Origin of the sequence: Micromonospora sp. C31, from assembly GCF_018070575.1 — a bacterium.
In the GTDB taxonomy this organism is placed as follows: domain Bacteria; phylum Actinomycetota; class Actinomycetes; order Mycobacteriales; family Micromonosporaceae; genus Micromonospora.
Genome location: NZ_JAGPXN010000021.1, coordinates 69407 through 93941, shown reverse-complemented (window position 1 = coordinate 93941; position 24535 = coordinate 69407). Strand labels below are relative to the sequence as shown.

25 protein-coding genes and 1 pseudogene are annotated in these 24535 nt (G+C 73.6%); 17 read left to right on the top strand and 9 right to left on the bottom strand.

Features of this window, described 5'->3' with window-relative positions; all coding sequences use genetic code 11:
• Window positions 1-98: 98 nt before the first annotated feature.
• The 4 genes from purS (at window position 99) to KBX06_RS23750 (ending at window position 4575) form a co-directional block, all read left to right on the top strand.
• Window positions 99-362: a phosphoribosylformylglycinamidine synthase subunit PurS gene (purS, locus tag KBX06_RS23765; protein WP_210838778.1), complete on the top strand. Its 264-nt coding sequence runs from the start codon at window positions 99-101 to the stop codon at window positions 360-362.
• The gene (gene purQ / locus KBX06_RS23760) at window positions 359-1042 is read left to right on the top strand and encodes a phosphoribosylformylglycinamidine synthase subunit PurQ (RefSeq protein WP_210838777.1); all 684 of its coding nucleotides are present in this window, start codon (window positions 359-361) and stop codon (window positions 1040-1042) included. The genes purS and purQ overlap by 4 nt, the downstream gene beginning before the upstream one ends.
• A gap of 67 nt (window positions 1043-1109) precedes the next feature.
• Complete coding sequence (gene purL, locus KBX06_RS23755) at window positions 1110-3815, top strand: phosphoribosylformylglycinamidine synthase subunit PurL (protein ID WP_210838775.1); 2706 nt, start codon at window positions 1110-1112, stop codon at window positions 3813-3815.
• 4 nt (window positions 3816-3819) lie between these two features.
• A complete protein-coding gene (locus KBX06_RS23750; RefSeq protein ID WP_210838773.1) occupies window positions 3820-4575 on the top strand; it encodes a 2-phosphosulfolactate phosphatase in 756 nt (251 codons plus the stop codon).
• A gap of 259 nt (window positions 4576-4834) precedes the next feature.
• Here KBX06_RS23750 and KBX06_RS23745 read toward each other — a convergent pair whose 3' ends face one another.
• On the bottom strand, window positions 4835-6796 hold the full coding sequence (locus tag KBX06_RS23745) for a hypothetical protein (protein ID WP_374225671.1): 1962 nt from the start codon (window positions 6794-6796) through the stop codon (window positions 4835-4837).
• 159 nt (window positions 6797-6955) lie between these two features.
• Here KBX06_RS23745 and KBX06_RS23740 point away from each other — a divergent pair, with 159 nt between their 5' ends.
• The 5 genes from KBX06_RS23740 (at window position 6956) to amcA (ending at window position 11707) form a co-directional block, all read left to right on the top strand.
• Window positions 6956-7309: a sterol carrier family protein gene (locus KBX06_RS23740; protein WP_210838769.1), complete on the top strand. Its 354-nt coding sequence runs from the start codon at window positions 6956-6958 to the stop codon at window positions 7307-7309.
• A gap of 170 nt (window positions 7310-7479) precedes the next feature.
• Window positions 7480-9018 carry an amidophosphoribosyltransferase gene (gene purF / locus KBX06_RS23735; RefSeq protein ID WP_210838767.1) on the top strand — a complete coding sequence of 513 codons (1539 nt, stop codon included), beginning with the start codon at window positions 7480-7482 and terminating at the stop codon, window positions 9016-9018.
• A 58-nt stretch (window positions 9019-9076) separates the two neighbouring features.
• Complete coding sequence (purM, locus tag KBX06_RS23730) at window positions 9077-10231, top strand: phosphoribosylformylglycinamidine cyclo-ligase (protein ID WP_210838765.1); 1155 nt, start codon at window positions 9077-9079, stop codon at window positions 10229-10231.
• Between the two features lie 170 nt (window positions 10232-10401).
• Window positions 10402-11505 (top strand): cyclophane-forming radical SAM peptide maturase AmcB, encoded by a 1104-nt coding sequence (gene amcB / locus KBX06_RS23725; protein WP_305798310.1) that lies wholly within the window; start codon window positions 10402-10404, stop codon window positions 11503-11505.
• Window positions 11474-11707, top strand: a complete 234-nt coding sequence (gene amcA / locus KBX06_RS23720; protein WP_210838761.1) for a multiple cyclophane-containing RiPP AmcA — start codon at window positions 11474-11476, stop codon at window positions 11705-11707. Before amcB ends, amcA begins: the two co-directional genes overlap by 32 nt.
• A 144-nt stretch (window positions 11708-11851) precedes the next feature.
• Here the strand turns inward: amcA and KBX06_RS23715 are convergent, their stop codons facing one another.
• Both KBX06_RS23715 and KBX06_RS23710 read right to left on the bottom strand, forming a co-directional pair.
• A complete protein-coding gene (locus KBX06_RS23715; RefSeq protein WP_089002617.1) occupies window positions 11852-12067 on the bottom strand; it encodes a DUF3073 domain-containing protein in 216 nt (71 codons plus the stop codon).
• A gap of 287 nt (window positions 12068-12354) precedes the next feature.
• Window positions 12355-13437, bottom strand: coding sequence for a Glu/Leu/Phe/Val dehydrogenase (locus tag KBX06_RS23710; RefSeq protein WP_210838759.1), 1083 nt, complete (start codon window positions 13435-13437; stop codon window positions 12355-12357).
• A gap of 173 nt (window positions 13438-13610) precedes the next feature.
• Here KBX06_RS23710 and KBX06_RS23705 point away from each other — a divergent pair, with 173 nt between their 5' ends.
• Together KBX06_RS23705 and KBX06_RS23700 are read left to right on the top strand one after the other, a co-directional pair.
• A complete protein-coding gene (locus tag KBX06_RS23705) occupies window positions 13611-14450 on the top strand; it encodes a hypothetical protein (RefSeq protein ID WP_210838757.1) in 840 nt (279 codons plus the stop codon).
• 251 nt (window positions 14451-14701) lie between these two features.
• Window positions 14702-14911 carry a BldC family transcriptional regulator gene (locus KBX06_RS23700; protein WP_007073996.1) on the top strand — a complete coding sequence of 70 codons (210 nt, stop codon included), beginning with the start codon at window positions 14702-14704 and terminating at the stop codon, window positions 14909-14911.
• Between the two features lie 109 nt (window positions 14912-15020).
• Here KBX06_RS23700 and KBX06_RS23695 read toward each other — a convergent pair whose 3' ends face one another.
• Window positions 15021-15419 carry a PPOX class F420-dependent oxidoreductase gene (locus KBX06_RS23695; RefSeq protein ID WP_210838755.1) on the bottom strand — a complete coding sequence of 133 codons (399 nt, stop codon included), beginning with the start codon at window positions 15417-15419 and terminating at the stop codon, window positions 15021-15023.
• A 54-nt stretch (window positions 15420-15473) separates the two neighbouring features.
• Here KBX06_RS23695 and KBX06_RS23690 point away from each other — a divergent pair, with 54 nt between their 5' ends.
• Window positions 15474-16253, top strand: a complete 780-nt coding sequence (locus KBX06_RS23690; protein WP_210838754.1) for a bifunctional 2-polyprenyl-6-hydroxyphenol methylase/3-demethylubiquinol 3-O-methyltransferase UbiG — start codon at window positions 15474-15476, stop codon at window positions 16251-16253.
• A gap of 91 nt (window positions 16254-16344) precedes the next feature.
• Here KBX06_RS23690 and KBX06_RS23685 read toward each other — a convergent pair whose 3' ends face one another.
• On the bottom strand, window positions 16345-16641 hold the full coding sequence (locus KBX06_RS23685) for a hypothetical protein (RefSeq protein ID WP_151455703.1): 297 nt from the start codon (window positions 16639-16641) through the stop codon (window positions 16345-16347).
• A 161-nt stretch (window positions 16642-16802) separates the two neighbouring features.
• Here KBX06_RS23685 and KBX06_RS23680 point away from each other — a divergent pair, with 161 nt between their 5' ends.
• Together KBX06_RS23680 and KBX06_RS23675 are read left to right on the top strand one after the other, a co-directional pair.
• The gene (locus KBX06_RS23680; RefSeq protein WP_210838752.1) at window positions 16803-17660 is read left to right on the top strand and encodes a 3-hydroxyacyl-CoA dehydrogenase family protein; all 858 of its coding nucleotides are present in this window, start codon (window positions 16803-16805) and stop codon (window positions 17658-17660) included.
• A 55-nt stretch (window positions 17661-17715) separates the two neighbouring features.
• Window positions 17716-18459 (top strand): enoyl-CoA hydratase/isomerase family protein, encoded by a 744-nt coding sequence (locus KBX06_RS23675; protein ID WP_210838750.1) that lies wholly within the window; start codon window positions 17716-17718, stop codon window positions 18457-18459.
• A 59-nt stretch (window positions 18460-18518) separates the two neighbouring features.
• Here the strand turns inward: KBX06_RS23675 and KBX06_RS23670 are convergent, their stop codons facing one another.
• Entirely contained in the window at window positions 18519-19868 is a 1350-nt protein-coding gene (locus KBX06_RS23670; protein ID WP_210838748.1) for an ABC transporter substrate-binding protein, read from the bottom strand.
• Window positions 19869-20023: 155 nt separating this feature from the next.
• On the opposite strand from KBX06_RS23670, the gene KBX06_RS23665 reads away from it, so the two are divergent.
• Both KBX06_RS23665 and KBX06_RS23660 read left to right on the top strand, forming a co-directional pair.
• A complete protein-coding gene (locus tag KBX06_RS23665) occupies window positions 20024-20413 on the top strand; it encodes a hypothetical protein (RefSeq protein WP_210838746.1) in 390 nt (129 codons plus the stop codon).
• Window positions 20414-20518: 105 nt separating this feature from the next.
• Entirely contained in the window at window positions 20519-21226 is a 708-nt protein-coding gene (locus KBX06_RS23660) for a DUF2786 domain-containing protein (protein ID WP_210838745.1), read from the top strand.
• Between the two features lie 39 nt (window positions 21227-21265).
• On the opposite strand, the gene KBX06_RS23655 is transcribed toward KBX06_RS23660, so the two are convergent.
• Window positions 21266-21784 carry an SRPBCC family protein gene (locus KBX06_RS23655; RefSeq protein WP_210838743.1) on the bottom strand — a complete coding sequence of 173 codons (519 nt, stop codon included), beginning with the start codon at window positions 21782-21784 and terminating at the stop codon, window positions 21266-21268.
• Window positions 21785-21999: 215 nt separating this feature from the next.
• Here KBX06_RS23655 and KBX06_RS23650 point away from each other — a divergent pair, with 215 nt between their 5' ends.
• Entirely contained in the window at window positions 22000-23091 is a 1092-nt protein-coding gene (locus KBX06_RS23650) for a hypothetical protein (protein ID WP_210838837.1), read from the top strand.
• Window positions 23092-23130: 39 nt separating this feature from the next.
• Here KBX06_RS23650 and KBX06_RS23645 read toward each other — a convergent pair.
• Both KBX06_RS23645 and KBX06_RS23635 read right to left on the bottom strand, forming a co-directional pair.
• Window positions 23131-23898 (bottom strand): annotated as a pseudogene (locus KBX06_RS23645) (Stf0 family sulfotransferase).
• Between the two features lie 88 nt (window positions 23899-23986).
• On the bottom strand, window positions 23987-24427 hold the full coding sequence (locus KBX06_RS23635) for a hypothetical protein (RefSeq protein WP_210838739.1): 441 nt from the start codon (window positions 24425-24427) through the stop codon (window positions 23987-23989).
• Between the last annotated feature and the right edge of the window lie 108 nt (window positions 24428-24535).

The window sequence follows — 24535 nt, the reverse complement described above, 5'->3', positions numbered from 1 at the left end:
TCCGGCCGGTGCGTCCGGGGCGGTATCTGCCAGGTAGGCTGGCTGCGCTCGCCCGTTGTGGGTCGGCACCCAACTGCGTACACAGTCAGGAGTGCCCAGTGCCTCGCGTCGTCGTCGACGTCATGCTCAAGCCCGAGATCCTCGATCCGCAGGGCCAGGCCGTCGCAAACGCGCTGCCCCGGCTCGGCGTCAGTGACGTCGCCTCGGTTCGGATCGGCAGGCGGATCGAGATCGAATTCACCGGTGAACCGGACCTGGACCGGGCCCGGGAGATCGCCGACAAGCTGCTCGCCAACCCGGTCATCGAGGACTTCACGGTCCGCCTGGCCGAGGCCGACGAGACCGTGGACGCCCGCTCGTGACCGCCCGGGTCGGTGTGGTCACCTTCCCCGGCTCGCTCGACGACGGGGACGCGACCCGCGCCGTACGGATCGCGGGCGCCGAACCGGTCCGCCTCTGGCACGGTGACCCGCAGCTGCACGGGGTGGACGCCGTAGTCCTGCCCGGCGGCTTCTCCTACGGCGACTACCTGCGCTGCGGCGCCATCGCCCGGTTCGCGCCGGTGATGCAGACGATCGTGGACGCGGCCCGGGGTGGCCTGCCCGTGCTCGGCATCTGCAACGGCTTCCAGATCCTCTGCGAGGCCCACCTGCTGCCCGGGGCGCTCACCCGCAACCAGCACCTGCACTTCCGCAACCGCGACCAGGCCCTGCGCATCGAGTCGGCCGGCACCGCGTGGACCAACGCGTTCCAGCCCGGCCAGGAGGTGCTGATCCCGGTCAAGAACGGCGAGGGCTGCTACGTCGCCGACACCGCGACGCTGGACCAGCTCGAGGCCGAGGGCCGGGTGGTCGCCCGCTACGTCGGCGGCAACCCCAACGGTTCGCAGCGCGACATCGCCGCGATCACGAACCCCGCCGGCAACGTGGTCGGCATCATGCCGCATCCCGAGCACGCGGTGGAGGCGCTCACGGGCCCCTCCCTGGACGGTCTCGGCTTCTTCACCTCGGTGCTCAAGCACCTGGTGGGGGCGCCGGCGTGACCGTGCGCGGCATCATCGGTCGGCTCACCCGCCCGTCGGGCGGACGCGAGCGCAGCGAGGAGAGGTCATGACCACCCATCCGGACGAGGTACGGGAGAACCCGGAGGCCTTCCCGGCTGCCCCGGCGCAGCCGGTGGAGCCGCGTCCGGCCGCCGTCGTGCCGCCGGCCGGGCGTCCCGGGCCGGCGACCGCCGACTGGGCCGACGGCCCGGACACCGTGCCGCGCGCCGCTGACACCCCCGGTGAGCTCCAGCCGTACGCCGACCTGGGGCTCCGCGACGACGAGTACGAGCGGATCCGGCAGATCCTCGACCGGCGGCCCACCCAGGCCGAGCTGGCGATGTACTCGATCATGTGGAGCGAGCACTGCTCCTACAAGTCGAGCAAGGTGCACCTGCGCCAGTTCGGCGAGAAGGCCCCGCCGAGCGACCGGCTGCTCGCCGGCATCGGCGAGAACGCCGGAGTCGTGCAGGTCTCCGACGAACTGGCGGTGACCTTCAAGGTCGAGTCGCACAACCACCCGAGCTTCGTGGAGCCCTACCAGGGCGCGGCCACCGGCGTCGGCGGCATCGTGCGGGACATCCTCGCCATGGGCGCCCGCCCGGTCGCGGTGATGGACCCGCTGCGCTTCGGCGCCGCCGACCACCCCGACACCGCCCGGGTGCTGCCCGGCGTCGTCGCGGGCGTGGGCGGCTACGGCAACTGCCTGGGCCTGCCGAACATCGGCGGCGAGGTCGTCTTCGACCCCTGCTACCAGGGCAACCCGTTGGTCAACGCGCTCTGCCTCGGCGTGCTGCCGGTCGACCGGCTCCAGAACAAGGCCGCCGCCGGCCCGGGCAACGTCGTCGTGCTGATGGGCGCGCGGACGGGCCGGGACGGCATCGGTGGCGTCTCGGTGCTGGCCAGCGCCACCTTCGACGAGGGCAGCGAGCAGCGCCGCCCGTCGGTGCAGGTCGGCGACCCGTTCATGGAGAAGCTCCTCATCGAGGCGTGCCTGGAGCTCTACGACGCCCGGCTGGTCGTCGGCATCCAGGACCTCGGCGGTGCCGGCCTGACCTGCGCGCTGACCGAGACCGCCGCGGCGGCCGGCACCGGCATGCGGGTCTGGCTGGAGCGCGTGCCGCTGCGCGAGGCCTCGATGGAGCCGCACGAGATCCTGGCCAGCGAGTCCCAGGAGCGGATGCTGCTGGTCGTCGAGCCGGAGAAGCTCGAAGCGGTGCTCAAGACCGCCGAGAAGTGGGGCGTCTGGGCCACCGCGATCGGCGAGGTCACCCCGCCGGCGCCGGACGGGCAGCCGGGCCGGCTGCTGATCACCTGGCGCGACCAACTGGTGGTCGACGTGCCGCCGGGTTCGCTGGTCGACGACGGCCCGGTCTACGCCCGCCCGATGCGTGAGCCGGCCGACCTGATCCTGCTCCAGGCCGACCGCGCGGAGACGCTGCCCCGGCCGGCCGACCCGGAGGCGCTGCGCGAGACCGTGCTGCGCATGATCTCCTCGCCCAACCTGGCCGACAAGACCTGGGTCACCGAGCAGTACGACCGCTACGTGCTGGGCAACACCGTGCTCGCCCAGCCGGAGGACTCCGGCGTGATCCGGATCGACGAGCGGACCGGGCTCGGCGTGGCGCTGTCGGTGGACGGCAACGGCCGGTACGCGCGGCTCGACCCCTACCACGGCACGAAGCTCGCGCTGGCGGAGGCGTACCGCAACGTCGCCGTCACCGGCGCGAAGCCGATCGCCGTCACCAACTGCCTCAACTTCGGCTCGCCGGAGGACCCGGGCGTGATGTGGCAGTTCGCCGAGGCCGTCCGTGGCCTGGCGGACGGCTGCGCCGAGCTGGGCATCCCGGTCACCGGCGGCAACGTCAGCTTCTACAACCAGACGGGGGCGGCGCCGATCCACCCGACCCCGGTGGTCGGTGTGCTCGGCGTGCTCGACGACGTGGCCGACCGGGTGCCGATGGGCTTCGTGGCCCGGCCGGGCGGCGAGCACGACCAGATCTTCCTGCTCGGCGAGACGCACGTGGAACTCTCCGGCTCGGAATGGGCCTGGGTCACCCACGAGCACCTGGGCGGCGTACCCCCGCAGGTCGACCTGGCCCGTGAGCGGCTGCTGGCCGACCTGCTGGCGGAGGCCGCGCGGGTCGGGCACCTCAGCTCGGCGCACGACCTCTCCGACGGCGGTCTCGCGCAGAGCCTGGTGGAGTCCTGCCTGCGGCGCGGCGTCGGCGCCCGGATCGGGGTCCCGGAGCGGTTCGACGGCGGCTCGATGCCGTTCGTCTACCTGTTCAGCGAGTCCGCCGGCCGGGTCCTGGTGTCGGTGCCGCGCGGCCACGAGAAGGCGTTCACCGCCCTCTGCGCCGAGCGCGGGGTGCCGTTCGAGCTGATCGGTGTCACCGACCCGTCCGGCGGCGCGCTCGAGGTGCACGGCCAGTTCCGGATCGGCCTGGACGAGCTGCGGGCCGCGCACGGCGGGACGCTGCCGCGCCTCTTCGGGGGCGTGGGGGTCGTCGAGGTGCCCGCGCCGGCCACCGGTGTGGCGGGTGCCGTCGAGGCCGTGCCGCTGCCCGTCGCCGATTCGGCCGGGATGACGCCGGTGGGCCCGTCGACTGTCGCGGCCGAGCCGATCGCCTCGGCCGCGCCGGTCCCGCCGACCGGTGCCGTCGAGCCGGTGGCCCCGGCCGAGGCGGCAACCCCGGCGGAGCAGCCGGCGGCCGAGGCCGCCGGGTCGTCGGCTCCCGGGCCCGGTGACACCGAGCCCGGTCAGCGCTGAGGCGGTGGCGGCGGCCGTCCACGTGCAACCCGGTGCCGGCGCCCGGTTCGACTGGGGGCTGACGGGGGCGGCCGAGCTCGGCCGGGTGTGCGCGGTGCTGGTGGTGGTGGACGTGCTGTCGTTCACCACCGCCGTGGACGTCTCGGTCGGGCGCGGCATGCGGGTGCACCCGTTCCCGTGGGGCGAGCAGGCGGCCGACTACGCGCGGCGGGTCGGCGCGGTCGCGGCGGTGGGCCGCCGTCAGACGACCCCGGACCATCCGTGGTCGCTCTCGCCGGCGGCGCTGAGCACCGCGCCGGTCGTCGCCGACCTCGTGCTGCCGTCGCCGAACGGTTCGGCGATCAGCGCGGCGGCCAGCGCCCCCGGGCTGCCGGTGGTCGCGGCGTGCCTGCGTAACGCGCAGGCCGTCGGCCGTTGGCTCACCCGTCAGGGGTACGGCTCGGTGGACGCGCCGATCGGCGTGATCGCCTCGGGCGAGCGCTGGCCGGACGGCTCGCTGCGGCCCTCCGTGGAGGACCAGTTGGGGGCGGCCGGCGTGCTGGACGCCCTGTCGGGTGTGCCCGGCGGTCTCTCCGTGGAGGCGGCCATGGCGCTCGCCGCGCTCGCCAGCACCCCCGACGTGCCCGCCGCTGTCCGCGGCAGTGTGTCGGGCCGCGAGCTCATCGAGGGCGGCTTCGGCGAGGACGTCGAGGTCGCCGTCCGGGTCGGTGTCTCGGGCGTGGTCCCGGTGCTGCGCCAGGGTGTCTTCTCCGCCGCCTGACGGCCCTGCCACGCGCCCGGCCCCGGCTCGGGCGTGTGCTTTGCTCCGCCCACCGGCCCCGGCTCGGGCGGTGTCCCTGTTCCGCGCACCGGCCCGGCTCGGCGTGTGCCCTGTTCCGCGCACCGGCCCGGCTCGGCGTGTGCCCTGTTCCGCGCACCGGCCCGGCTCCGGGTGGGCCCGCAAGCAGCGGCGAGGGCCGCCCGGCAGTCCGGACGGCCCTCGCCGTGGTGCTGTGGTCGGGGTGCGTGCCCCAAGCGGGTCAGTCGTCGAGCCAGTCCAGCCGGCGTCCGCCCCGGTCCTGCTGCGGTGGGCCGTCCGGGCGACCGCGACCGGTCGGCGGTTCGTCGTAGCCCCCCGGCTGACCGCCGTAGCCACCCTGGCCGCCGTAGCCGCCGCGGTCCTCGTAGCTACCGCGCTGCTGCGGGGGCTCCTGCCCGTAGCCACCCTGCCCGTAGCCACCCTGGTTGTCGTACGAGGTGGGCTGGTCGTAGCCGCCACGTGACGCCGGGGGCTCCTGGCCGCCGTAGCCGCCCGGCTGGCCGTAGCCGCCCCGCTCGTAGCCGCCGGTCGGCTCGCCGCCCCGGCCGTACGCCCCGGGCTCGGACTGGCCGTAGCCCTGACCCTGCTCCGGCTGGTAGACGCCGGTCGCGTACGGGTCGGCGGGGGCCGGATACTGCGTGGCGTCGCCGGTGTAGCGGCCGGTCGGCTCGTCGTACCGCTCGCCGTAGCCCCGCCCGCCGCCCGCCGGCGGGTAGCCTGCGGCACCCGCCGCGCCGGCCGCGCCCGCCGGAGCGCCGTAGTCGTTGCTGCCGTAGCCGCCGCCCGAGGCGGGCGCGCTGTTGCCGTAGCCGCCACCGGCTCCGCCGTAGCCGCTCCCCGAGGACGGCGCGTTGCCGTAGCCGCCACCGGCCCCGCCGCTGCCGTAGCCGCCGCCGGAGGCGGGCGCGTTGCCGTAGCCGGCACCGCCGTAGCCACCCGAGCCGGCCGGCTCGTCGCCGTAGCCGCTGCCGCCCCAGCCCTGCTGGCTGCCCGCCGCGCCGTAGGGCTGCGGGGGAGCGCCGTACGGGTCCGGCGGCACGTCGTCGACCACGGGGCGGTGCATCATCGTCGGGGCGTCGCTCAGCGCGGTGCCGCCGACCATCGTCGGATCGGGCGTGGTGCCCACCCGGTTGACCACCCGGGTCTGGTCGTCCGCGCCCCGGAACGCCCCGCGCGCCGCCGGGACCGCGCCGGCCGCCGCCGCGCCCGCGGGGGCGTCGTCGTCGGCCTCGTCGCCGCTGTCCTTGCGCCGCATCCAGAGCAGCACGATCGTGCCGACACCGGCGGCGACGAGCAGGCCGCCGAGCAGGATGATCAGCCAGGAGCCCATGCCGCCGGAGTCCTCGTTGCTGGCGTTGGCCGCCGCGCCCGGGGTCGCCTCGGCGGTCTCCTCCGGGGTCTCCTCGACCGGCTCCTCGGTGGGGACTGGCTCCTCGGTGGCCGAGGGGGTGGGGCTCGGCGTCGTCTCCACCTTGATCGCCAGCGCGATGCGCTGGCCGGTGACGCTCTGCCCGGCGGAGGCGTTGAAGCTCTTGGTGGCGTAGACCGTACCGACGCTGGCGCCGACGGCGAGCCGGCCGGGCGCGATGGGCTTTCCGCTGCTGCCGGTGAACCGGAAGTTGCCGTTGTCGTCGCTGATCGTGTCGATCTTCTTACCGGCGCCGTCCTGGAGCATGACCACGGCGTTCGGCACGGCCTCGCCGTTGGCCTGGGCGACCACCTTGCCGGAGACCGACTTGACGGTCTGCACCGGCGCGGGCTCTGACGGCTGGGCCTTGCCCTTGACGCCGAGCTGGAAGGTGGCGGTGCCGGGGCCGGACTTGTCGCCCTCGACCGCCACCGTCACGGTGACGTTGGCATCGCCGGCGTTGTCGTTGGCCCTGAGCCGCAGTAGCTGGGATTTCGGCCGGTCGTTGTTGAAGTCGATCGTTCCGCAGCCGCCGGCACAGCTCACGCCACCAGGCAGGCCGGCGAGGCTGATCTGGACCTTCTCGTCGTCGTCACGCGGGGTGACCTGAACGGTGACGGCGGCGTCGCTGCCGGCGTTGACGGTGACCGAGCCGGGCGACACGCTGACCTCGGCGGCCAGGGCTGGTGTGGCGGGGGCAGCGAGCAGAGCGCCGACAACCAGCGCCACGACCACACCCGCCCGCTGCTTCCAGGCACGTCGGTGCGTTGACACGTCCACCGCCTTCCGGACTGACTTCCCTCGGCGGCGGGGCGCCGGGCCGGGGATCATCACGGTACGAATACGCCGTCGGCAACTATGCCTTGTCTGACCGGATCGGCGCGACCCAGGGCCAACGTCAGGCGCGGCGTGCCGAAGCCGTATCGTCCCGTCGTGTCCTCTCCGCACATTAAGTCCGCCGCGGTCGCGACGGCGTTGTCGGCGCTCGACGAGGGGCGTACGCCCGACCGGCCGGTCCTCCGGGAGGCGGTACGTGCCCTGTTGACCGTCCTCGCGGAACGCGCCCCCGGCCGATCGGTGGAGGTGCGTGTCCCACCTTACGGTGCAGTTCAGTGCGTTCCCGGTCCCCGACACACCCGTGGCGCCCCCGGAAACGTCGTCGAGATGGAGCCCGAGGCCTGGCTGGCGGTGGCCACGGGGCGGCTCGGCTGGGCCGACGCGATCACCCAGGGTCGCGTACGGGTGAGCGGAATCCGGGCGGATCTCTCCGCGTACCTGCCGCTCTAGCTGCGACGACACGCATCGACGGATGACGTACTGGAGCCGGATCGTGACTTTCTGTGCCGACGCGGATTCGCGTACACTGTCAGGCGACGACAGTGGTCCCGGCCGACGAGTGCGGATCCGCCCCCGCGTGATTCCGCAAGGCCGGTCCAGACCAGCATGAGGGAGCGCAGGTGCCCCGAGGCGACGGCCGGCTGAGCCACGACCTTGATCCCCAACGACCAGGCCCTCAGGACGCGTGTGGCGTCTTCGGCGTCTGGGCGCCGGGGGAGGAGGTCGCCAACCTGACCTACTTCGGGCTCTACGCCCTTCAGCACCGGGGTCAGGAGGCCGCCGGCATCGCGGTCAGCGACGGTTCGGGCGTGGTGGTCTACAAGGACCTCGGCCTGGTCGCCCAGGTCTTCGACGAGCCGACCCTGGCCAGCCTGCGCGGGCACGTGGCGATCGGGCACGCCCGCTACTCCACCACCGGCGGATCGACCTGGGAGAACGCCCAGCCGACCATCCGGTCCACCACGTCCGGCACCACCATCGCGCTGGCCCACAACGGCAACCTGGTCAACACCGCCGAGCTCCAGCGCGAGGTCAGCGAGCGGGGCCTGGTCGCCGACGGCTCGACCAACGACACCTCCCTGGTGACGATGCTGCTGGCCAGCCGCCCGGACCTGTCGGTCGAGGCGGCGGCGCTGGAGGTGCTGCCGCAGCTGCGCGGCGCGTTCAGCTTCGTGTTCATGGACGAGTCGACCCTCTACGCGGCCCGCGACCCGCACGGCGTCCGCCCGCTGGTGCTCGGTCGGCTGGAGCGCGGCTGGGTGGTGGCCAGCGAGACCGCCGCGCTGGACATCGTCGGCGCGAGCGTGGTCCGCGAGGTCGAGCCCGGCGAGCTGATCGCGATCGACGAGGACGGCCTGCGCTCCAGCCGGTTCGCCGCCCCGGAGCCCAAGGGCTGCCTGTTCGAGTACGTCTACATCGCCCGCCCCGACGCGACCATCGCCGGGCGCAACGTGCACTCCGCCCGGGTGCAGATCGGCCGCCAGCTCGCCAAGGAGCACCCGGTCGAGGCCGACCTGGTCATCCCGGTGCCGGAGTCCGGCACCCCGGCCGCGATCGGCTACGCCGAGGAGTCCGGCATCACCTACGGCGCCGGCCTGATGAAGAACCCGTACGTCGGGCGCACCTTCATCCAGCCGTCGCAGACGCTGCGCCAGCTCGGCATCCGGCTCAAGCTCAACCCGCTGCGGGAGAACGTGCGGGGCAAGCGGCTGGTCGTGGTGGACGACTCCATCGTGCGCGGCAACACCCAGCGGGCGATCGTGCGGATGCTGCGCGAGGCCGGCGCACTGGAGGTGCACGTACGCATCTCGTCGCCGCCGGTCAGCTGGCCGTGCTTCTACGGCATCGACTTCGCCACCCGTGCCGAGTTGCTGGCCAACGGGCTGGACAACGACGGCATCCGGCGCTCCATCGGGGCGGACACGCTCGGCTACGTGTCGCTCGCGGGCCTGATCGCCGCCACCGAGCAGCCGAAGACCCGGCTGTGCCGCGCGTGCTTCGACGGGGAATACCCGATCGAGCTGCCCGCCGGCAACCTGATCGGCAAGCACGTGCTCGAAGGGGTGGGCCGGCGGGTCGCCGCGCAGGCGTCCGACACCCCGGAGCACACCGCCCCGCTCGTCGCCACTCCGGGCGGCGTGAGCACACACCGCCCGTAGCGCCACCCGGCGCGGCCCGGTCACCGCCGGCGCGGCGCCAGAACCAAAGGGGAGAACCGTGACGCACGTGTCCGAGCGCAGCGGCGCAGGAAGCAGCCCGACCGGCGCCGGCGACGACCGCCAGCCCTGGACGGCCGGCGCCGGCCGTCAGGCGCGCAAACGCTCGGTCTCGTACGCGGACGCCGGGGTCTCGATCGAGGCGGGCGACCGCGCGGTCGAGCTGCTGAAGTCGAAGGTGAAGCAGACCCGGCGCCCCGAGGTGATGGGCGACCTGGGTGGTTTCGCGGGCCTGTTCCGGCTGGACACGAAGAAGTACAGGAACCCGATCCTGGCCTCGTCCACCGACGGCGTGGGCACCAAGCTGGTGATCGCGCAGCAGATGGACATCCACGACACGGTCGGCATCGACCTGGTCGCGATGGTCGTCGACGACCTGGTGGCCTGCGGTGCCGAGCCGCTCTTCCTGCTCGACTACATCGCCACCGGCGAGGTCGTGCCGGACCGGGTCGCCGAGATCGGCGCGGGCATCGCGGACGGCTGCCGGTACGCCGGCTGCGCCCTGCTGGGCGGCGAGACCGCCGAGCACCCGGGCGTGCTGCGTCCGGACGAGTACGACATCTCCGCCACCGGTGTCGGCGTGGTGGAGGAGAGCGACATCCTCAGCCCGGACCGGGTCGAGGTGGGCGACGTGGTCATCGCGATGCGCTCCTCCGGCCTGCACTCCAACGGCTACTCCCTGGTGCGGCACGTGCTGCTGGGCGCCGGTCGGATGCGGCTCGACGTGGTGATCGACGACTTCGGCCGGCAGCGCACCCTCGGCGAGGAGCTGCTCACCCCGACGAAGATCTACGCGCAGGACTGCCTCAAGCTCATCGCCGAGGCCGAGGTGCGCTCCATCGCCCACGTCACCGGCGGCGGCATCCCCGGCAACCTGGTCCGGGTGCTCCCCGAGCACGTCGACGCGGTGGTCAACCGGTCCACCTGGAAGCCGCAGCCCATCTTCGACCTGATCCAGTCCAAGGGGCGGATCGAGGACCCGGAGATGGAGGCGACCTTCAACATGGGCGTCGGCATGTTCGCCATCGTCTCCGCCGAGGACGCGGACCGCGCGCTGGCCACCCTCACCGGCCGGGGCGTCGACGCGTGGCAGGCCGGCGAGATCATCGAGGGCTCCGGCAACGTGCAGATGATCGGCCAGCACACCCGGGGTTGATCAACTCGCGGTGATCGTACGGGCACCTGATCAGGGCTTCACCCGAGTGGCCGTCGCCGCCTAGCCTGAAGGGCACCCTCAAGCTGTCGGGGCCACCCGCCCGGGTTTCCCCGACAGCCCTTCAGGCGCTGAGGAGGGCAATGGCTGCTCGGGGACGGTCGTTCAGCGGGATGCGCGGCCTGGCCGCCGTCCCCTCGTACGTGGTCATGCAGCCCACCACCCTGTGCAACCTGGACTGCGCCTACTGCTACCTGCCGTTGCGGGCGGTCGACCAACGGATGCCGGTGCGGGTGGCCGAGGCGGTGGCCGCGTCGGTCAACTCCTGGGCGGCGGCGGGCCGCTTCTCGGTGGTGTGGCACGGCGGCGAGCCGCTGGCCGCCGGCCGGGAGCATCTCGCCGCGCTGATCGCGCCCTTCGGGCCCGAGGTCGAGCACCACGTGCAGACCAACGCCACGCTGATCGACGACGCCTGGTGCGCGTTCTTCGTCGAGCACGGGGTGCGGGTGAGCGTGAGCGTGGACGGGCCCCGGGAACGCAACGGCGACCGGGTCACCCGGGGCGGCGTGCCCGCGTACGACCGGATCCTGCGGGGGGTGGCGGCGCTGCGCCGGCACGGCCTGCCGTTCTCGGCGCTGGCGGTGGTGGGTCGCCCCGAGCCGGGCCTGGCCACCGAACTGTACGACTACTTCCTCGACCTCGGCTGCGACGTGCTCGGCGTCAACATCGAGGAGACCGAGGGGGTCAACCTCCGCGACAACTCCCACGACGCGCGCCTGGTGACCGCCTTCTGGGCGGAACTGGTGGCGGCCTGGCGTCGGGAGCCCCGGATCCACCTGCGTGAGGTCGAGTGGTCGCTGCGCTACACAGCGGCGGTGCTGGACGGCAGCGCGGACGACGTGCTGCCCCGACGGCTGGACCCGATCCCGACCGTCGGCCACGACGGCTCGGTGATCGTGCTCTCGCCCGAGCTGGCGGGTTTCACCGATGTCCGGTACGGCGACTTCAGCAGCGGCAACGTGCTGGCCACCCCGCTGGCCGAGATCCTCGCCCACGCGGACCGGACGCCCTGGGTCGGCGAGTTCCTCGCCGGCGTCGAGGCGTGCCGTTCGTCCTGCCCCTACTTCGGGTTCTGCGGCGGCGGCCACGCGGCCAACCGCTACTTCGAACTGGGGCGTTTCGACGGTACGCAGACGGCGCACTGCCGCAACAGCAAGATCCACTTACTGGAGGGAGTGTTGGAGCATGCCCGAGACCACCAGTCACCGGCAGCCTGACCGGAGGGCGGACGCCCCGGACGCGGTCGCCGACCGGGTGCGGCAGGCCGCGCCGGGACTCAACGCGCTCCTTCACGAGGCCGAGGCCGCGCGGCGACTACGCGCCGAGGTGACGGGCGGTGACGGCGCGAGCGCCGTGTGCGCCTGGAACCACTTCGAGAACATCCCGACGTTCTACAACTGGAACAACCGTCCCCGCTGAAACAGACCGTGATCAGGGACCTGCCGATCGACCGGAGGGCTCTCCGGAAGTGGTGCAGGTCCCTGATCACGGTCTTGTCGCCGCTTCGATGGGCACATGCGTGAGCACGCGGGCGATCACCGCGTGCTCAGCTGCTACCGGAGGTCAGCGGGGCGGACGTACCCAGGGATCCGGGTCTTCGTCCGCGTGATCCTCGTCGTCGTCGTCGACATACTCTTTGTAGTCGTCGTCGAAGTTGTGCTCAGACTTACCAGCACCCGCCAGTTCGCGCTGCAAGGCGGTGAGGTCGGTGTTCGGGGAGTGGTACTTCAACTCCCGGGCCACCTTCGTCTGCTTGGCCTTAGCACGGCCGCGCCCCATGGCTCGACCCCCTCGCACAGAATGCGGGGCAGCCCGAAGGCGGGCCCCGATGACGTCAGGCATCTCTCGTGGCTCTTACGGTACATGGGGATGCCATCGTTCGGCACCTCGGGTTACCGCCGACCGACACCGCGCGTCGCGGTCATCCGGCCGTTACCGATTGTACCCGGTAAGGAGCGGTGCTGGGAGTGCCCGTGACACCGGGCAAAGGCCCGCGAAATTAGCCTAACCGGACGAGGTGTCCGGGTGGGCCGGGGGCGGAACGGCCGCTCCGCCCCCCGCGGCGCTCAGCGCAGGTGGATCGTGCGTAGCCGGCCGACGTCGGCCATCCGCCGTTCCGCCAGTCGGTCCGCCGCCACCGCCGGCGGCACGCCCTCGGCGTCCGCCAGGCGCAGGATCTCCCGCGTGGTGTCGTAGATCCGGGTCGCGCGCAGCTTGGCCCGCTCGAAGTTGAAGCCCTCGATCTCGTCCGCCACCTGGATCACGCCGCCGGCGTTCACCACGTAGTCCGGGGCGTAGAGGATGCCGCGGTCGGCGAGGAGCTTCTCGATGCCCGGGTGGGCGAGCTGGTTGTTGGCCGCGCCCGCGACCACCCTCGCGCGCAGCGCGGGCACCGTGTCGTCGTTGAGCGCGCCGCCCAGCGCGCACGGGGCGTACACGTCGATGTCGGCGGCGACGAGTGCGGCGGCGTCGTCGACCAGCGCGACCTGCGGGTGGGTCGCGCGCGCCCACTCCAGGGCCTTCGGGTTGACGTCCGTCGCCACCACCTCGGCGCCGTCGTCGACCAGGTGACCGAGGAGGTACTTGCCGACCTTGCCCAGGCCGGCCACGCCGACCCGCCGCCCGGCGAGGGTCGGGGCACCCCAGACGTGCTCGGCGGCGGCCCGCATGCCCTGGAAGACGCCCCAGGCGGTGAGGATCGAGGAGTCGCCCGCGCCGCCGTGCTCGACGCTGCGGCCGGTGACGTACGAGGTCTCGCGGGCGATCACGTCCATGTCGGCGACGTAGGTGCCGACGTCGCAGGCGGTGTAGTAGCGCCCGGCGAGGGACTCCACGAAGCGGCCGTAGGCGCGCAGCAGCGCCTCGCTCTTGATCCGCTCGGGGTCGCCCCAGATGACCGCCTTGCCGCCGCCCAGGTCCAGCCCGGCGAGGGCGTTCTTGTAGGCCATGCCCCGGGAGAGGTCGAGCACGTCGGCGAGGGCGTCGGCCTCGCTGGCGTACGGGTAGAACCGGGTTCCACCGAGCGCGGGGCCGAGCGCGGTGGAGTAGATGCCGATGATCGCCTTGAGGCCGGTCTGCTTGTCCTGGCAGAACACGACCTGTTCGTGACCGCTGGACCCCGGGTCGTCGGTGGTGGCGAATACGCCCATGACTCGCTCCTGGTGTGGGGTGCGTCCTTGTGGGACGCGGACCTGTGGAACCGCCGGCGGGATGCTGCCGGTGCCGCTGAGCCTAGTATCGGCCGACGCCGTCCGGCCGCCCACGGCGTGCGTGATCGGGCCGCCGACGTAGGTCGGGTTCCGATTCGTGGGAGGATCGCGCCGTGCCGTCGCTTTTCGCTTCATACCTGCGCGTGTACGAGCCGCTGACCGCCTTCGACCGGGACCGTCAGTCGTACTGGCGGCGCTACGTCGAGCAGGGGCGGGCGGTGGCACCGGTGGAGGGCCCGGGCCGGCAACGGACGGCGGTGCTGGAGGCGCTCGGCGCCGGCTGGACCCGGCTGCCCGACCTGCCGGACGAGGCGTACGTCCTGGAGACCGACGAGACCCTGCTGGTCTGCCCGTGGAACCTGCGCATCCGGGTGGCCGAGGCGGCGCTGAGCGCCCGCGACGGGGTGCCGCCGGTGCTGGCCGACGCCTTCGTCCCGCCGGTGCTCGCCGGTCAGGCGAAGGCCGTGGTGGAGGACTGGCGCAGCGGGGCCCGGGTGCTGGAGCACGGCGTGCCGCGGGTGCACGAGCAGACCGCCACGTGGGGCGTGCCGCTGCGCTGGTTCGTGCTGTTCGACCCGGAGGAACGGCACCAGGTGACCGGTCCCGGGCGGCGGGCGCTGCGCTACCGGACGGAGATCTCCAAGGCGCGGCGCCGTTCCTCGCGGGCCCTGTCGGTGCTGCGCAAGTCGATCGGCGACGCCCCGATCACGGAGGTGGTCGAGGAGGCCGCCCGTTGGCTGGAGGAGTTCCACCCCCGGTCGATGGTGGAGCTGGACTACGGGGGCCTGGTCGAGCTGCTCTCGGACGAGACGTTGACCGCCGACGACTCACCCGAGCTGGTGGCGAGCGGGTTGGCCGGGCTGTCCAGGGGCGAGGCCGAGGAGGCCTCGGCGGCGTACGACCGGCTGGTTGCGCGCTGGCGTGCGGTGCAGTTGCTGGAACGGTGCAACTAGTGATAAATCACCCAGGGAGCGCTCCCAGCCCGAGGCGAGCTCGTAGTTGACGCATCACGAACCGTGATCATGAGTCCGAATAAGGTACTTTCTGCCGTGTAAAAGTCGCATAAATCGGGCATGGTTCATCCGTCCGTCTAGGGACGTTCGGCCGTTCGGCCCATGTCGGACATCGGGGACTAGCCGGACCATGGGAGACGCGTCGGCCGGCGGGACCCCGGCCGATGTCTATACATGTGGAGGAGTGACCCATGGCATCGCGAACGCACGAACCGGAGCCGCTACTCACACCGGCCGAGGTGGCGTCGATGTTCCGTGTCGACCCGAAGACGGTGACCCGGTGGGCCAAGGCGGGCAAGCTCAGCGCCATCCGCACCCTGGGTGGCCACCGTCGGTACCGGGAGTCGGAGGTCAGGGCACTGTTGCAGGGCCAGATCCCGCAGCAGCGTCAGGGGGACTGACCAGAAGCGAATAGATGTGGACGAAGGGCGGCGGACATGGTCCGCCGCCCTTCGTCAGGTCCGGGCCCGCCCGCCCACGCGGACGTGGGTCGGCGGGCGCGGGTGTGGGTCAGGCGGCGGCCGGCGGCCGGTCCGTGAGCACGACCCGGATGCCGACCGTGCCGCTCTCGCCGCGACGCAGGCGGCTGCCGAGCAGGGTGAGCCGGCCGACCAACCGGTACTTCTGCTTGATCAGCTCGCGCACCCGCCGGGTGCCGGTCGCGTCGCAGAGGGTCGCGTGGGCGGCGACCGCCCCACCGTGCGGCCGGCCCCGGACGTCGCACGGCGCCACCGTGACGTCGCCACTGCGCCGGATCCGCTTCACCTTGCCGGCGTCCGCCGCCGACCACACCATCAGCGCGTCGCCGTCGCGCGCCGCCCAGACCGGCGTCGGCACCGCCCGACCGTCCTTGCGGAAGGTCGTGAGCAGGATGTACTTCTCCGCGCCGAGGCGGTCCAGGGTGGTCATCCCGACAGGATACGGCCGTCGCGGCCGACCGACCGGCCGGATAGCGTCAAGCACGTGACGGTGGAGCCACGGATCGGTGACGTGTTCGGAGAGATGCTGCGCGACGCGTACGCCGTGGCCACCGGGGTCGGCCCCCGGCCGCTGGCCGGCGGGCGGCTGCCGCGACCGGTCATCGAGATCATCGAACGCGACGACGGGCTGATCAACGGCGCGCCCGCCGCGCACTACCTGGATCCGCCGGCGGACTGGCAGCCGTACGACCACCGGGCCGTGGACCAGGTCCGGGGCGCGACCCTGGACGTCGGCGTCGGGGCGGGCCGGATCGCGCTGCTGCTCCAGGAGCGGGGCGTGCCCGTCACCGGGCTGGACACCTCGGCCGGGGCGCTGGCCGTCTGCCGCCGCCGGGGCGTACGCGACCTGGTGCACGGCACGGTCGACGCGCACGTCGCGGACGGCCGCCGCTACGACACGTTCCTGCTGCTCGGCAACAACGTGGGCCTGCTGGAGGGGCGGGACCGGGCACCGGCCCTGCTGGCGGCGCTCGCCGCGCTGGCCCGGCCGGGGGCGCAGGTCATCGCCCAGGGCACCGACCCGTACGGCACCCGGGACCCGGTGCACACGGGCTACCACGAGCGCAACCGGCGGCAGGGCCGCTTCGGCGGGCAGCTCCGGCTGCGGCTGCGCTACCGGGAGCTGGGCACCGGGTGGTTCGACTACCTGGTCTGCTCGCCGGACGAGCTCGCCGAGCTGGTCCGGGGCAGCGGCTGGCGACTGACCGACGTGGACGACCGGGACGCGCCGTACTACCTGGCCACCCTGCGCCTCGCCGCCTGACGGCCGGAAGCGGCGGCGGGGCCGTCGGACGACGCGTCACCGGACGCCGACGCCGGGTCCCCTCGGGAGTGGGGAACCCGGCGCGCGGGTCTCAGACCTGGACGGTCGGGGGGAGCTGCTCGGGCGGTAGTCCGCCGTCGCCGTCGACCACCTCGTCCGGGGTGCCGTCCTCGTCGAGGTCGACCATCGTGATGTCCACCTTGCCGTCACCGTCGGTGTCGAACTGGAACAGGTCGGGCTTGCCGTCCCCGTCGGTGTCGACCACCCAGACGTCGGTGCGGCCGTCGTTGTTGGTGTCGGCGCGCAGCAGGTCGACCCGTTCGTCCCCGCGGGTCTCCACGGTCTCCGCAGCGTCGGCGGCGTGCACGGTCTCCGGTGCCTGGCTCATCTGGCCCGTCCTTCCCTCGGTTGGGTGCCGTGGTACCCGGTCTGTCGCGCCCCCACGCATGCCGGGGAGATCGCCGCTGCATAGGGTCGGCCCATGAGCGAGTGGAGCGGGCGGCGGTGCACGGGTCGACCCCGTCCCGCCACCGGAGACAGGGAGGCGTCATGAGCGACCGCTTTGTCGTCGTCGGGGCCGGCACGATGGGGCTCGGCATCGCGTACGTGGCGGCCGGGGCCGGGCACGCCGTCGAGCTGGTCGAAGTGGACCGGGCCCGGGGGGCGGCGGCCCTCGAACGGCTCGGCGAGCTGTGGGACAGGGCGGTGACGCGCGGCAAGCTCGACGCCGACCGGGCCGCGGCGAACCGGGAGCGGGTGACGCTGCGGGCGGGGCTCGCCGAGGTCGCCGAGGAGCCGGCCGTGGTGGTCGAGGCCGTACCGGAGCGGCCGGACCTGAAGCGGGCGGTGCTGCGCGAGGCCGAGGCGCTGCGCCCGGCGCTGTTGGGCAGCAACACCTCCAGCATCCCGATCGCCGCGCTGGCCGAGGGGCTGGCGCGGCCCGAGCGCTTCCTCGGGCTGCACTTCTTCAACCCGGTCTGGGCGATGGCCCTGCTGGAGGTCGTGGTCGGCCCGGCCACCGCCGCCGAGACCACCGCCGAGGCGGTCGCGCTCGCCGGCCGGCTGGGCAAGGACCCCGTCGTCGTACGCGACATGCCCGGCTTCGCCACCTCCCGGCTCGGGGTCACCCTCGGGCTGGAGGCGATCCGGATGGTCGCCGACGGGGTGGCCAGCCCGGCCGACATCGACAAGGCCATGGTGCTCGGCTACCGGCACCCGGTCGGCCCGCTGGAGCTGACCGACATCGTCGGCCTGGACGTGCGGCTGGACATCGCGCGTACCCTCCAGGCCGCGTACGGTGACCGGTTCGCCCCGCCGCCGCTGCTGACGGAGATGGTTGCCGCCGGTCGCCTGGGCAAGAAGTCCGGTCAGGGCTTCTACCGCTGGGAAGGCGGGGTGCGCCGGTGAGCGCGAGGAGTGAGCTTGCGAGCCCCGCAGTCGCGAACGGAAGGGGGACCTGCTCATGAGCGGGCTGCGGATCGAGGAGGGCCCGGACCGGCTGGTGGTGACGCTCGCCCGGCCGGAGAAGCGCAACGCCATCGACGCCGACCTGATCGCCGAGCTGCACCAGGTCTGCGCGGAGCTGGAGGCCCGGCCCCGCCTGCTGCTGCTCACCGGCGGCACCGAGGGGATCTTCGCCGGTGGGGCGGACATCGGGCAGCTGCGCGAGCGGGGTCGGCTGGACGCCCTCGCGGCGATCAACTCGGCGGCCTTCGCCCGGATCCGGGCGCTGCCGATGCCGACCGTGGCGGCCGTGGACGGACCCGCGCTGGGCGGGGGCGCCGAACTGGCGTACGCCTGCGATCTGCGGGTCTGCACGGCGCGGGCGGTGTTCGGGCAGCCGGAGGTGCGGCTGGGGATCCTGGCCGGCGCGGGCGCGACCCACCGGCTGCCGGCGCTGGTCGGGGAGGCCCGGGCCAAGGAGCTGCTCTTCACCGGCCGCCGGGTCGACGCCGACGAGGCGCTGCGCATCGGGCTCGTCAACCGGGTGGTGGCCGAGCCCGGTGAGCTGCTGCCCACGGCGCACGGGCTGCTCGACGAGATGGCGAAGGGCTCCGCGTTGGCGCTGCGGCTGACCAAGCTGGCGGTCGACGCGCCGGCCGCCGCGCACCCGCACCTCGACCTGGTCAGCCAGGCGGTGCTCTTCGAGGACGAGGAGAAACACCGGCGGATGACGGAGTTCCTCGAACGGCGACGACCCCGCTGAGCCTTGCACGACGACGGCCGCACCGGTCACCGGTGCGGCCGTCCGTGTCCGAGGGTGGATCAGTGCCGGATCTGCACTCCGGCGTCCGCCAGGGCCCGGATCACCTGAGCGGACTCGGCGAAGCCGATGATCAGCACGGCCTCGGCACCGAAGTCCTTGATCTCCTTCGCGCCGGCGCCGAAGTCGATCGGATTCGCCTTGGCGTCGGCCGGCACGTCGTAGGTCAGCAGCTTCAGCCGGTCGCCGCCGATGCCCGCCCGCTCCAGCTCGGCCCGGACGGTGCCCTGGAGCCCTTCGCCGTAGGAGTCCTTACGGGCCACGATGGCGATCTTCTGCGGGCCGTCGCGGAGGATCACGTCGGCCAGCGCCCGACCCTGGAGGCTGTCCGGCGGGGCGGTACGGAAGTAGAGGCCGTTGTCGTCCAGTTCGGTCAGGCTGGCGTCGGTGTTCGACGGGGCGAACAGCACCTTCCCCGCCTGCACCACGTCGGGCAGCACCGCACGGGAGATGCCGGAGGCGCCGGCGCCGATGATGACGTGGACGTTCTGCGCGACGTGACTGGCCACGGTGGCCTTGGCGACCGCCGGGTTGGTGCCGTCGTCGCCGTCGATCCACACCACCGGCTCACCGAGCACCCCGCCCGCCGCGTTGATCTCCTTGATCGCCAGCTTGGTGCCGGCGCCGATCGGCGGGTACGCGAGGGCCAGGTCACCGCTCTGCGGCAGCAGACCGCCCATGATCAGCGGCGAGCCGTCGCTGCGGTCGGTGCGGCCGCCGCGCTGCTTCTTCGGCTTCGGCGGGGCCTTGGTGCTCGCCGCCGACTCGTCCCCGGCCCCGACGAACTCCGTCTTGCCGTCGTTGAGCCGCTGGCCGTCGAAGTGCAGGGTGCCGTAGCTCGCGGTGGACGGCTCGCCGGCGTCGGTGAAGCCGGCCCGGGTCAGCGAGACGCTGCGGTACTCCACGTCCCGCCCCGCGCGGGCCAGGGACAGGCACTGCGCCACCCGCTCGCAGCGCTGCCCGCCGTTGGTCACCCCGACGATCTGCTTCGCGATGGCGGCCGGGTCCGTCGTGCCCGCGAGCTGGGCGGCGATCGCGCTGATCGCCACCGCGTCGTACGCCTCGGCGGAGTAGAGGAAGTCGCCCAGCTTCGGGTCGACGGACCGGAGCCGGTTCTTGAAGTCCTCGGGCAGGGGCGTGAGCGGTGTGGTGCCCTTCATGCCGTCGACCAGGCTGGCGCGATCCTTCAACTCGGCAGGGTACGAGTTCAGCATGTTGCCGTCGGTGCCGTAGAGGCGCACCTGATGGGTGGTCGCCTCCTTGGGCTCTTCGGTCCCGCAGGCGCTCGTGGCGAGCAGGAACGTCGCGCAGGCAGCCAGGATGGCAGCCCGCGAGGCGCGTGACTTGAACATGGTCGTCCTTCCTCCGGCGAAGGTCCGCTGCGCACATTAGCGTGCTGGGCCCTGCCGCGGGACCACGGAGGCGACTCAATCCGCAGGTCGCCCGCCCTGACTACGGAACGTAACCGCTGTGCGGAGGCTTGACCCTCCCCCGTACCGTGCTGTGGGTGACGGACTCACCACAGCAGACGCTCGACGACGCGACCGCCGTGCTCCGCTCGGCGCTGACCGGGAACGGCGACGCGGTGGCGGGGGCGTTCGACGCGGTCGTCGACCGGTCCGGCCTGGCCGGCGCGTACGGGGTGGCCTGGTGTCTCGCCGCGACGATGGTAGGCGAGCCGGCGCCGCCGGGCACGTGCGCGCTGGACTTTCCCGGCATCGAGGAGGCGGGCTACGACACCCGCTGGGTGGCGCGCTTCGTGAGCGCGTACGCCAACGCCGACGCCGACACCGGCGAGGCGCTGTTCGGGGCGGCGGCGGCCGACGGGCTGCTGCCGGAGTGCCTGCTCACGCTCGCCGGCTCTACCGTGGCGACGCTGCGTAGCCGGGCCGCCTGACCCGTCCGGGCCGCTCGGCGTCCCAGGTGGGCGACCGGACGGCGCGGGCCCCGCTCGGCCGGTCGCCGGGTGGGGAGCTCGGGCCGGCGTGACAGGCTGAGGGACATGTCCGACGCCATGCTCAGCAAGGTGCGCAAGCTGCTGGCCCAGGCCGAGGACCCGGCCTGCACCCCCGCCGAGTCAGCCGCGTTCACCGCCAAGGCGACCGAGCTGATCGCCCGCTACGGCGTGGACCGGGCACTGCTGGCCGCCCGCGACCCGGCCACCGACCCGGTGGGCGACTGGGTGGTCGAGGTCGTCGCCCCGTACGCCCGGGACAAGGCCGGCCTGCTCGCCGCGGTCGCCGATCCGCTGCGCTGCCGCTGCGTCCGCCGCCGGGAGGGCGCCGGCTTCGCCATGCACCTGTTCGGCTTCGCCAGCGACCTGGAGCGGGTCGAGCTGCTCTTCACGTCGCTGCTGGTGCAGGCCGCGCACGGGCTGGCCGGCGCCGAGATGCCGGCCGGCGCGCATGTCGCCGCCTTCCGGCGCTCGTGGCTGGCCGGGTTCGCGCACGTGATCGGCGTGCGGCTCCGGGCGGCGGAGGCCGGCGCCGTCGCCGAGGCGGGCACGCCCTCGGTGGCGCTGGTGCTGGCCGACCGGTCGGACCGGGTCCGGCACCGCGTCGCCGAGGTGTACCCACGGTTGCGTACCGCCGCGCCGCGCCGGCTGGCGGGCGGCGGGTTCGGCCCGGGTGCCGAGGCGGGCCGCCGCGCCGACCTCGGCGGGCGGGGTGTCGCCACCGCGCCGGTCGCGCGTCCCGGCCTCGGCCGCTGACCCGCCGCAGCCGCTCGGCTGTGGGGTGGCGGAGGCCGGTCAGTCGGCGTTGCGGTCGGCCACCCGGGCGGCGTAGCGGGTGAGCAGCTCGTGCCAGCCGGCGGTCAGGGCCTGCCGGTAGCCCTCCGCCGCCTCGCCGTGCCGGTCGAAGTGCCGGTGCTCGACCTGTACCCGGGTCCGCTCCGGCCCCTCCGGGTGGAAGAGCACCTCCACCTCGCTCGCCTTCGCGGGATCGGGCACCGGTGCCCGGTCCGCTCCGATCTGCCACGTGAAGACCAGCCGCTCCGGGGGATCCCAGGTCAGCACCCGACCCCAGTCGCAGCGGAAGCCGTGCGGGCCGATCTCGTAGAGCATGCCGCCGGCGCGCGGCTCCACGCCCAGGTCGGCGAGCTGCTCCGGCCCGGACCAGGTGTATTCCACCACCCACCACTGGGCCAGGCCACCGGTGAACATCTCGAACGCCCGCTGTGCGCGGGCGGGGACCAGGAGGGCGCTGCGCAACGTGAATCGTCCGGACTCCTGCCGGATGCCGGCCGGGTCAGCCATCTCCTGTCCCATAGGCCCGGACCATACCGGCTGATGCCCGGGTGCGCAGCTTCCTACCTGCCCGCTTCGAGCCTGCCCGCCGTACGCCGATCGGGCCCGGCCGGCGACGTCGCCCCGTGGTCGGTGCCTACCGGCGCGCCGCCGTCCGGCGGGATGTTCGACCGGATTGCGGGTACCCGCCCCGAACGGTCCCGGCCGGCCCGGCCGGAGGAGGCGGAGCGGGGAGCATGAGCGAGAACGCGCAGCAGCGGGAGCCGGACCGGCCCGGCGGTCGATCGAACCGGCGTGACGGGGAGGCCGAGCCTGCCCGTCGCGACAGAGGGGCGGAGCCCGCCCGGCGGGGCGGGGAGACCGAGCCGGACGTCCTGCTGGACATACCGGAGGTGTCGGTCGACTCGATCCGGCTCACCGTGGACGAGCTGGACGCCGACGTCTCCCTGCGAACCCGGTTGGCCAACCTCCTCCAGCTCGACGCCGGGGTCCGGGTGCACCTGAAGGGCGTCGAGGTGGACATCACCGGGGTGCACGCCGAAGCGCTGCTCAAGGTGCGGCTGGAGAAGCTGGTGGAGATCCTCGACCGGGCGTTGACCACCATCGACCGCAACCCTCAGGTCATCGACGCGCTGTCGCGTACGGCGTCGGCCTCGCTGGACGACGTCAACCGGGCGACGCAACGGGTGGCCAACGTCGGCGAGCGGGCCGTCGGCCCGGTGGAGCGGCTCACCGGCCCGGTGGAGCAGCCCCCGGCGGAGCGGGCTGGCGGCGCGACCGACGATCTCGGTCAGCAGGTCGGCGCGATCGGTGCGGTCGCCGACCAGTCCCTGCGGGAACGGGGCGACCCGGGCCAGGGCGGGAAGCCCGGGGCCGGCCAGGGCGGGGCCATCGAGGGCGGGCAGGGTGAGGCCCCCGAGGGCGGCCGGGGTGAGGCTCCCGGGGCCATCGAGGGCGGGCAGGGTGAGGCGCCCGGGGCCGGGCAGACCCGGCGAGGCGGTGGCCTCGCCAGCGGATCGGGGGGCGGGGGTGAGCAGGGGCAGGCACAGCGTGCACGCGAGCGGTCGGAGCGCGAGGCCGTCCGTCGGCAGCCGACCGGGCCGGAGGGCGGTGGGCCCGGCAGTGGGCAGGAGAGCGGGCGGGCTGAGTCGTCGGGCGGCCCGTCGGAGGGCGGCGCGGACCGACCGGCCGAAACCTCCGGCGGTGGCGGCCCGCAGAGCGCGGCTCAGCTCGCCGAGCAGGCGGGGGAGACGTTGTGGCAGGCCGGCCGGAGCGTCTGGGAGGCGATCCAGGGCGGGGTGGCCCAGCACCGCCAGCAGCGGCGCTGACGCCGACCCGCGACGGGCCGCGACGGGCGGCCCACCGGATCAGCGGTCGATCACCTCTGCCCGGTATCGCGCGATCCACTGCCGGTTGAGTGCGTCGGCCTGGCGTCGGTGCCGCGGAACGACGGTGCGCGCGGCCCCGGGCACGTCGAGCCCGAGGAATTCGAGGATGCCGCGCGTGGTGCCGGCCATGTCGTCGGCCAGTTCCTCGTAGCGCACCACGTGCGGTCGGATCCCCCGCGAGGCGAACCACGCCGCCCAGGCCGCGTTGTGCTCCCTGATCTCCTCGACGTAGCGCCGGATCTCGTCGGCGTCGAAGCGGGGCGGCTGCCCGTTGCCGGCGTCGCCGCTGATCTCCCCACTGCCCCCGACGAACCACCTGCCGGTCTGCTCGGCGCGCAGCCGGGACACCGCCTGTGCCAGCTCGTCGTCGCGTCGCAGGAAGACGAAACCGGTACGACCGAACGCCCTGCCCAGCAGGGCGACGTCGTCGCCGGCGAGGTCGGGATGGATCGTCGCGAGCCTGGCGAGCACCTCCGCCAGCGTCCCCCACATGAGCTTCGCGCCGAACACGCCGTTGTCGGTCCGGCCAGCGGCGAGCGCGGCCCGCACGAAGTCCGCGTAGTCGAAGCCGCCGTCCACCGTGCCGGGGAGCCCCCACCGCGCGGCCCACAGCGGCTCGTCCGGGGAGCGGAAGTAGGCCTAAGGACGTCCGGCGACACCGGTGGACTCCAGCAAGCCGAGCAGGAGCGAACTGCCGGTCCGCGGAGTGCCGCAGACGAAGTACGAGTCGACTCGATCCGTCAGCATGGCCGTACGAAACCGCGGTGCGGCCGCCCGCCGCAACCGAATTCGTCGGCCGCGCCGGCCGGTTCGTCGACCGCGCGAGTCAGGACCGTCAGTCGAGGGCTCGCAGCACGGCCGTGCCCACGACGAAGAGGGCGATCAGCGCGGCGGAGGCGATCCGTACCTGTCGTGACCGGCCGAAGACGCCTACCACCAGCGCCGCCCCCAGGCCCAGCAGCCAGTGGCCGGCCTCGGGGTGCCGGCCGGGCTCGAAGCCGAGTTGATCGAGCGCGGCCCGCCCGTAGCCGACGAGCGCGGCGCCACCGGCCCAGACGAGCAGGGTCCAGCCGCACCGGCGCCCGGGACTCTCGGTCAGCCGCGAGCCGTGGCGGGTGAGCGTGCCGAGCAGGTAGGTCACCGCGAGCAGCACCAAGGCGCCGGCGAGCAGCACGGCGTGCACGCCCACGAAGAGGGCGAGCAGCCCCCACGGGCCGCTGTCGGTGTCGCGCAGGAACAGGGCGGCTGTCGCGCCGACCACGACCATCTGCCCCACCGTCAGGCGCCCTGAGTTCACCAACTGCGGTGCGGTCGGTGTCGACCGTACGGTCGAACGCTCGGCCACGTGCTCCCCCCGTTGCGCCGGCCCGGCGTACACGGATCG

Bases quoted from the DNA above. Each gene is read 5' to 3' on its own strand.
- purL (WP_210838775.1), top strand. From the start codon at position 1,110: ATGACCACCCATCCGGACGAGGTACGGGAGAACCCGGAGGCCTTCCCG.
- amcB (WP_305798310.1), top strand. From the start codon at position 10,402: ATGCGCGGCCTGGCCGCCGTCCCCTCGTACGTGGTCATGCAGCCCACC.
- amcA (WP_210838761.1), top strand. From the start codon at position 11,474: ATGCCCGAGACCACCAGTCACCGGCAGCCTGACCGGAGGGCGGACGCC.
- KBX06_RS23715 (WP_089002617.1), bottom strand. From the start codon at position 12,067: ATGGGGCGCGGCCGTGCTAAGGCCAAGCAGACGAAGGTGGCCCGGGAG.
- KBX06_RS23710 (WP_210838759.1), bottom strand. From the start codon at position 13,437: ATGGGCGTATTCGCCACCACCGACGACCCGGGGTCCAGCGGTCACGAA.
- KBX06_RS23700 (WP_007073996.1), top strand. From the start codon at position 14,702: ATGGCATCGCGAACGCACGAACCGGAGCCGCTACTCACACCGGCCGAG.
- KBX06_RS23695 (WP_210838755.1), bottom strand. From the start codon at position 15,419: ATGACCACCCTGGACCGCCTCGGCGCGGAGAAGTACATCCTGCTCACG.
- KBX06_RS23685 (WP_151455703.1), bottom strand. From the start codon at position 16,641: ATGAGCCAGGCACCGGAGACCGTGCACGCCGCCGACGCTGCGGAGACC.
- KBX06_RS23680 (WP_210838752.1), top strand. From the start codon at position 16,803: ATGAGCGACCGCTTTGTCGTCGTCGGGGCCGGCACGATGGGGCTCGGC.
- KBX06_RS23675 (WP_210838750.1), top strand. From the start codon at position 17,716: ATGAGCGGGCTGCGGATCGAGGAGGGCCCGGACCGGCTGGTGGTGACG.
- KBX06_RS23670 (WP_210838748.1), bottom strand. From the start codon at position 19,868: ATGTTCAAGTCACGCGCCTCGCGGGCTGCCATCCTGGCTGCCTGCGCG.
- KBX06_RS23660 (WP_210838745.1), top strand. From the start codon at position 20,519: ATGTCCGACGCCATGCTCAGCAAGGTGCGCAAGCTGCTGGCCCAGGCC.
- KBX06_RS23655 (WP_210838743.1), bottom strand. From the start codon at position 21,784: ATGGGACAGGAGATGGCTGACCCGGCCGGCATCCGGCAGGAGTCCGGA.
- KBX06_RS23650 (WP_210838837.1), top strand. From the start codon at position 22,000: ATGAGCGAGAACGCGCAGCAGCGGGAGCCGGACCGGCCCGGCGGTCGA.